The 7,004-nt window shown below is 45.0% G+C and carries 7 protein-coding genes and 1 pseudogene; all 8 read left to right on the top strand.

Annotated features, from left to right (window positions below):
- Positions 1-318, top strand: a pseudogene (locus ACFIKJ_RS08350) (hypothetical protein); the annotation flags it as partial.
- Positions 308-2,257: a phage terminase large subunit family protein gene (locus ACFIKJ_RS08345; protein WP_375670470.1), complete on the top strand. Its 1,950-nt coding sequence runs from the start codon at positions 308-310 to the stop codon at positions 2,255-2,257. The pseudogene ACFIKJ_RS08350 and the gene ACFIKJ_RS08345, both read left to right, overlap by 11 nt.
- A 3-nt stretch (positions 2,258-2,260) precedes the next feature.
- Positions 2,261-2,509 carry a phage head-tail joining protein gene (locus ACFIKJ_RS08340; protein ID WP_375627489.1) on the top strand — a complete coding sequence of 83 codons (249 nt, stop codon included), beginning with the start codon at positions 2,261-2,263 and terminating at the stop codon, positions 2,507-2,509.
- A complete protein-coding gene (locus tag ACFIKJ_RS08335) occupies positions 2,509-4,065 on the top strand; it encodes a phage portal protein (protein ID WP_375670469.1) in 1,557 nt (518 codons plus the stop codon). Before ACFIKJ_RS08340 ends, ACFIKJ_RS08335 begins: the two co-directional genes overlap by 1 nt.
- Positions 4,055-5,128 carry a S49 family peptidase gene (locus ACFIKJ_RS08330; protein WP_375627491.1) on the top strand — a complete coding sequence of 358 codons (1,074 nt, stop codon included), beginning with the start codon at positions 4,055-4,057 and terminating at the stop codon, positions 5,126-5,128. Before ACFIKJ_RS08335 ends, ACFIKJ_RS08330 begins: the two co-directional genes overlap by 11 nt.
- Complete coding sequence (locus ACFIKJ_RS08325) at positions 5,125-5,391, top strand: hypothetical protein (RefSeq protein ID WP_041581352.1); 267 nt, start codon at positions 5,125-5,127, stop codon at positions 5,389-5,391. The genes ACFIKJ_RS08330 and ACFIKJ_RS08325 overlap by 4 nt, the downstream gene beginning before the upstream one ends.
- Positions 5,388-5,756 (top strand): head decoration protein, encoded by a 369-nt coding sequence (locus tag ACFIKJ_RS08320; protein ID WP_375626882.1) that lies wholly within the window; start codon positions 5,388-5,390, stop codon positions 5,754-5,756. The genes ACFIKJ_RS08325 and ACFIKJ_RS08320 overlap by 4 nt, the downstream gene beginning before the upstream one ends.
- 12 nt (positions 5,757-5,768) lie before the next feature.
- Positions 5,769-6,845, top strand: a complete 1,077-nt coding sequence (locus ACFIKJ_RS08315; RefSeq protein WP_375670468.1) for a major capsid protein — start codon at positions 5,769-5,771, stop codon at positions 6,843-6,845.
- Positions 6,846-7,004 lie beyond the last annotated feature (159 nt).

The raw sequence follows: 7,004 nt of genomic DNA, 5'->3' as shown, positions 1-7,004 counted from the left end.
GAATACAAGATAAAACTGGAGCGAATGCAAGTTGCGCTAGCAAAAGAAAAGATTGCTCTGGAAAAGTTACGCGAAACAACTGTTGATCGTGAAGAAGTGAGAAAAGAAGCATGGAACTTTGGAAGAGCGCATCGAGATACAATGCTCAATTTTGCCTATCGCTTTGGTACTGAAATTGCGGCGCAAGTAGGATGTGATGCTGCGAGCCTTATTGGAGCTATCGATCATCATATGCGCAAAGCTTTAATGGAAAATGTCGTCCCTGTTTCTTTTCACGATCCCAACATTTTAGAAGAGAATCCAGAACATGATAAGTAGTGATGCTTCGCCCTCATCCTCTGGTGCTGGGCTCTTTTTTTGCTATGCGAATGAAGGACGCCGTCCTGACCCGCCTTATACTGTTTCCCAGTGGGCTGATAAAAATCGTTATTTGAGCACAGTTACGAGTGCTGAGCCTGGATTATGGAGGACTATACGTACCCCCTATTTACGAGAGATCATGGATAATCTTTCTGTTTATGATCCGACTGAAATAACGGTTGTGATGAAGGGGGCTCAGGTTGGAATGTCGGAAGCAGCATTGAACTTTTGTGGTTATGCCATTCATCATAGTCCAGGACCTGCCCTTTATGTGATGCCGACAGTTGAGACCGCTAAGAAACTGTCAAAGTCTCGTCTTGATCCGATGATTTCAGCTAGCCCTGCTTTAAGTGAACGCATTGCTCCTGCTCGTGCACGAGACAGTGGAAATACAATGTTTTCAAAGGAATTTTATGGGGGAACATTGATGATTACAGGAGCAAATAGTGCTGCTGGATTGCGTTCTTCTCCTATTCGCTATTTGGTTTTGGATGAAGTCGATGCTTACCCATTGAATGTCGATAATGAAGGCGATCCTGTAACAATTGCTGAAAAACGAACCTCTGCTTTTATTCAACGTAAAATTTTTAAATTGTCCACGCCGACACACCGTGACACAAGCCGTATCGCCAAGGATTTTGTGCTAGGAGACCAGCGATATTACAACGTGCCTTGTGATGCATGTGGTGTTCTACAGCCCATTGTTTGGTCACAAATCAAGTGGCCAAAAGGCGCCCCCGAAAAAGCTGTGTTTGTTTGTGCCCATTGTGGTCATGAACATGCCGAACATCGTAAGCCCACCTTAATGGCAGAAGAAAACGGTGCTTGCTGGATCGCAACACAGGAGTCAAGTAAGCCTCGTCTACGTTCTTACCATATTTCAGCGCTTTATTCGCCATGGCTGACTTGGGGCGATTGTGCGCGCGAATTTTTAAGAGCCAAAGAAGACCCTGCTCTTTTGCAAGTTTTTATTAATACAGTTCTTGGAGAGCCATGGGAAGACAGAACAGGCGAAGTTGTTGATCCTGATAGCCTCTATGCAAAACGCGAAGATTATCCATTGGCACCAGAACAAGCCGTGTTGTTAACAGCGGGTATTGATGTGCAAAATGACCGCTTGGAACTTGAAGTGGTTGGATGGGGACGCAGTGAAGAAAGCTGGCATATTGATTATCAAGTTATCCTTGGTGATCCCTCTTCTTTTGAAGTGTGGGACCAATTGGATGAATATCTTACAAGACGCTGGCCGCATCTAGGTTACAAAGACGGCATCAAGATAACGGCTGCTTGTATTGATACCGGTGGTGGACATACACAGGCAGTTTATAATTATGTTCGCCCGCGTGAGGGGCGACGTATCTGGGGGATTAAGGGACAAGCGGGATGGCGTGCGGTATGGCCACGCCGCCCAAGTAGAAACAACAAAGGACAGATCAATCTCTATATTGTTGGTGTTGATGCAGCAAAAGATATTATCACGGCACGGTTTAAAAAATCCGGTCCTGAAGCATCGGGGGCTGGTGCAACACACTTTCACAAAAGCCTTGATCGGGAATATTTTGATCAGCTAACCGCTGAAAGAAAAGTCATCAAATATTTTAAAGGCTTCAAGCGCATTGAATGGCAAAAAAGCGAAAAGGCAAGAAATGAAGCCTTGGACTGTAGGGTCTATGCTTATGCTGCTTTACAAGGTCTAATTTCGGCAGGAATAAACCTTAATCGAGAAGTCGATATCTTAGAAGAGCGTCTGGAAAAACTTAAAATTGAGGGCTCTTTAGAGCAGCCAACACCAAGACATGCCCCCTCTCCTGCTCCAAAAAGATCTCAGACAGCACAGCCTCAAAAGAAGCCATTCAGAACAATGATGAATCCTTATATGCGAGGGGATTGGAGGTAATTTGTGGGTGAAACTTTAGAACCAATTAACAGCAAAATTGACAGACTTGAAAACTTAAAAAGGCGGCGTGAGCAAATTGAAGAAGCTCTTTATTCGGGAGCACAATCGGTGCGCCATGGCGATAAGCAAGTAAGCAACCGTTCTGTTGAGGAACTGCGCAGAGCGCTTGAGATGCTGAACACACAAATAGCCAACCTTGAAGGACGCAAGCGTTCACGCGTTTTCTATTTTAATATATCACGAGGCTATTAATGGCTGGTTTTTTCAATAAACTCACGGGCTTTTTTACAATTTCTCGTCAACACAATCCCCATTTTGAAGCGGCAAGCAAAAGCCGCCGTATGGGTGGTTTTGACCCCGCAAAAAAACATATTAATAAAGCCATTGAGGAATGCGGTGATACCATTGTTGCCCGTTCAAGATGGCTTTATGACAATGAAGCTCTTTATGGCTCTGCAACGGAGGAATGGGTCTCTGCGGCTGTAAGTGATGGGATTAAACCTTATCCTCGTATTGAAGGCTTTCAAGAAGAAAAGAAAAAGCTTTTAGACTTATGGTGGCAATGGGTTGATGAAGCCGATTATGATGAAGATACCAGCTTTTATGGGCTGCAAGCAACCATTGCACGAGAGGTCTTTTTAACCGGAGAGTGCTTTGTAAGATTGCATTATGTTGATCTCTACGGACGCTCTGGTGTACCGCTTCAATTACAAGTTTATCCCACGGAAATGTTGGACCTTTCCTACAATGGACCTGCTGAGATTGAAGGCAATTACATTCGTATGGGAATTGAATTTAATGCCAGTGGCAAGCGCGTTGCTTATCATTTCTGGGAACATCACCCCTATGATGATGTCCCTGCAAATATGGCATTTGAGAGCCAAGAGCGCGTGCGTGTCCCCGCTGAAATGGTCCTGCACATCAAAGAGCGCCGTATTGCCGGACAATTGCGCGGTTCTCCCAAAATAACGCGCTGTATGACAAAGATCTTTCAACTGGAATCCTATGACGACGCAGAACTCGATAGAAAAAGGACGGCGGCTCTTTTTGCGGTGTTTATTACAGGGAAGGAATCTCATGATGCGGCATTAGAGGAAAATCGTGAACAAACGACGCCCCCAAAGAAGACTGAAGAGGCACCTGACGTGGATAAAATTTATCCTGGATCGGTCAACATGGTGGATGGCGAAAAACAAATTACATTTTCAACCCCTGTTGAAGTTGGTGGTTCTTATGAGGCTTTTCAGTATCGTAATATTTTAAAGATTTGTTCTGCTCTTAATATGCCTTATGCCGTTGTGACTGGAGACGTTACGCGCGGCAATTTTTCAAATGTGCGTACCTCTATCATTCAGTTTAGACGGCACGTCAAACAATGGCGTGAACATATCATTGCCTTTCAGTTTAATCGCATTATATGGGAGCGTTTTGTTGAAATGGCAGTGCTTGTCAAATGCGTCAATTTGCCAGGGTGGGAAGAAAATTCCTTGCCATGGCTTCAATGTGAAAGCTTTGCGCCCCCGCTTGAAATGATTGATCCAAACAAGGATATCTCAGCGGAAAAAGAAGAAATCCGTGCAGGCTTGAAAACACGACGCATGGCACTTGCCGAGCGCGGCTTTGATATCGACAGCATTCATGCCGAACTGCAAGAAGAGCACACAGATGCTCGTGCGCGCGGCTTATCTTTTGACACGGATATGGCAGCGCCCTCTGGTAGCAATCAAGTAATTGATACCGCAGATTCAGAACCTTCTGAGACTTATGAAAGCAACCAAGGCAGTGAGGCACATACAAATGGTGAATAATCTCGACATGCCGTTTTTGGCATCACGGCTTTTTGGTGTTCCTCATATGCTTGCATCGACAAAGCTTGATATCATTTTGAATGCTCTTGCGCCGCGTCTTTTTGAGGGAGAAAAGTTTCCCCCTAAGGCTTTTGCGCAAGGGGATACGGAAGCTTTAAGACCACCAGAAACTTACGTGGTGCAAAACAATGTTGCTATCCTACCAGTTCATGGCACGCTTGTGCGCCGTGGTGCATGGCTTGGGGCTTTATCGGGATTAACCTCTTATGAAGGTTTAAGGGCTTCTTTTCGTGAAGCCATTGCACAACCTGATGTTCGCGCTGTCTTACTTGATATTGACAGCGGCGGTGGAGAAGCCGGTGGTGTCTTTGATTTGGTTGAAGAGTTTCAAACACTCTCAAAACAATACAATAAACCCATTTGGGCACATGCCAATGAGTTTGCCTGTTCTGCAGCTTATGCCATTGCCTGCTCTGCTTCTCAAATATGGGTAGCTCGCACGGGTGTTGTGGGCTCGATTGGGGTTGTTTGTGCTCATCTTGACCAGTCCCGTGCAGATGAAAAACACGGGCATAAATGGACCTTTGTCTTTGAAGGTGATCACAAAGTTCATGGCAATCCTCATGAACCCTTGAGCGATACAGCACAGATAAAAATGCAAGCCGATTGCGCCCTGCTCTACGAGATGTTTGTTGATTTGGTGGCGCAAAACAGACGCTTAAATGCTGATGCAATTCGTGACACAAAAGCAGAAACTTTTATAGGCAACCAAGCGATCACGCTTGGATTAGCAGATGCGCAGGGGACCCTTGCGCAAGCTTTGGAAGCCTTAACGGATTCCATATCACAAAACCCAACATCAACAGAAAAAGAAGGACAAAACACATGGCACGCACACAATACCGCGCTGAAGAAGAGGATGACGAAAAGATCGTCGACATCATCAATGACGAGGAAGAGGACGAAGACGATAGTGACGTCGACAAAAACGCCGAAGACTTCGACGATGAAGAAGAAAACGAAGATGAGGATGAAGACAATGAAAACAAGCGCGAAGATATGAAAGCCGTGCTTGAAAAAGAAAGAAAGCGCGCAAAAGCACTAACAACCCTTGAAAGGCAAGCAAAGCACTTAGGCGTTTCTTTTGACGCAGCAAAAGCTATTCAAAACGGTATGAGTCTCGAGAAAGCACGCCAATGTGTGTTGACAGCAGCTAGCTCTCAAAGCGCGTCTTTAAAAGTCTCGCCTTATACCCCTCATAGTGATGGGACGAGCAAGGCAAAGATTCACGCAAAATGGGAAGCAGCTTGGAGGGCAGTGAAATGACGAATATTATTTATGACGACGTACGCAATGGCGCTTATCTTGGACCCTACGACCCCGATATGTCAAACGAAGAAGTGGTGTTTGCATCAGGAGCATTCATTGAAGCAGGAACTGTCATGGGGAAGATAACCGCAACGGAACACTATGTCCCCCTTAATCCAGCAGCATCAGATGGCAGTCAAACACCGGCAGGGATTTCTTTTGCCACTATTGACGCAACAGGCGCCGATCAACGCGCCGTGATTACAGCACGCTTATGCACTGTAAAAGCTTCTGAACTGCTATGGCCAGATGCCATCACGGATGAGCAAAAGAAAGCAGCCATTCAGTCTTTAGAAGACAAAAACAACATTCTATTGCGATAGGAGAATGCGCACATGGATATGAACTTTTTTAAACATGATGCTTTCTCAAGCATCACAATGATGAAAGCCATCGAAAACTATGAGTTTCAACCGGGGCTTATTAGTTCTCTTGATCTTTTTGAGGAAGTGGAAACAAGCACCACAGTGGTTGGTATTGAACGGCGTGATAATACATTTTCGCTTATTCAAACCAGTGAACGCGGGGCACCTTTGGCAGAAGGTGATAGAGAGGGTCGTAATCTTCGATTTTTCAAAACAACACGGATTGCCAAAAGTGATACGGTGAAATCAGAAGAAATCCAAAACCGGCGTGAATTTGGCGCAGAAGATCAGTTAGAGACAGCAATGAAATATATTGCCAAAAAACAAAAGAAACTGATTTCTGAAATTGAATTGACATGGGAGAATATGCAACTCGGCGCCGTTCAAGGGGTGGTTCTTGATGCTGATGGCTCCGTGATTGTCGATTGGTACAAAGAATGGGAAATCACACCACCAAAGCCCATTGACTTTAAACTGAATAATGAGACAACCAATGTTGCTGACCATGTTGACCAAGTCATTATGAGGATGATTGAGGCTTCAAAAGGAGCATTTTCTGATCGTTCACGGATTATTGGTCTTTGTGGAAATGAATTCTTTTCCAAGTTGAAAAACCATAAAACAATTCGTGAAACTTATCTCAACACAGCCTTAGCACAAACACTTAATAGCGCCGGAGGTATTGCAACACCAAGCGCTCTTGGCTCGGGCAGCTTTGGCAGTTTTGACTTTGCAGGTGTCACTTTCATTAATTACCGGAGTATTCACAACTATAATATAAGTGCGAAGGCTGGAACAAAGCGCGCCATAGGCATTAAGCCTGATGAATGTCAATTCTTTCCTGTTGATGCGCCTGGTGTCTTCCAAAAAACCTTTGCACCAGGTGAAAGCTTGGATTTTGCCAACACGGTTGGAAGACCTCTCTACACCATGCTGATCATTGATCACGACCGTAATGCATGGGTAAAACCGGAGGTCTATAGCTATCCGCTTTACATCTGTACACGCCCTGAAATGCTGTTTAAAGCAGTGATTGGAGCGAAATAATATGCGATGGCACGGGCTGCTAAACCAAATGGTTAAAGATGTACGCAACACTTTTGGGCAGCCCATCATCTACACGCGAAAGGACAACCAGCAATCTTTTCGGATTACAGCGATTTACGGCATTAAGCATTCAGAATCGGACGCCGGTGGCAGAATCCC

It is taken from the genome of Bartonella sp. PS7NMGDW, from assembly GCF_042193585.1.
In the GTDB taxonomy this organism is placed as follows: Bacteria; Pseudomonadota; Alphaproteobacteria; order Rhizobiales; family Rhizobiaceae; genus Bartonella; species Bartonella grahamii.
Note: the sequence above shows the minus strand (reverse complement) of the source record. Positions and strands in the feature narration are given on the sequence as shown.